Origin of the sequence: Achromobacter sp. ACM04 (genome assembly GCF_014851465.1) — a bacterium.
Lineage (GTDB): Bacteria > Pseudomonadota > Gammaproteobacteria > Burkholderiales > Burkholderiaceae_B > Achromobacter > Achromobacter aegrifaciens.
Map to the genome: position 1 here is coordinate 1 of NZ_JACUZS010000028.1, position 255 is coordinate 255.

Annotated in this window: 1 protein-coding gene; it reads right to left on the reverse strand. The window is 63.9% G+C overall.

Annotated features, from left to right (window positions below):
* On the reverse strand, window positions 1–255 hold a 255-nt coding region (locus tag IB259_RS30905; protein ID WP_192331059.1), incomplete at both ends, for a VCBS domain-containing protein.

The following is a 255-nucleotide window of genomic DNA, read 5'->3' on the forward strand; positions in this document are numbered from 1 at the left end:
CGCCATCGGTGTGGCCGTTGATGGTGACGGTGATGGTGGTGGTGCTGACGTCGCCGTCGGCATCACGGATCGTGTAGGTGAAGGTGTCCTTGAGCTGCTGTCCATCGAGCAGCGCGTTCACGCGCGGGTCGTTGTTGTTCAGCTCGTAGGTGTAGGTGCCGTCGGCCTTGAGGACGATCTTGCCGTACTCGCCGTTGACGGCGGTGTTGACGTTGCCGGTGACGTTCTGGCCGGCGGGGACCGTGCCCTTGGCCA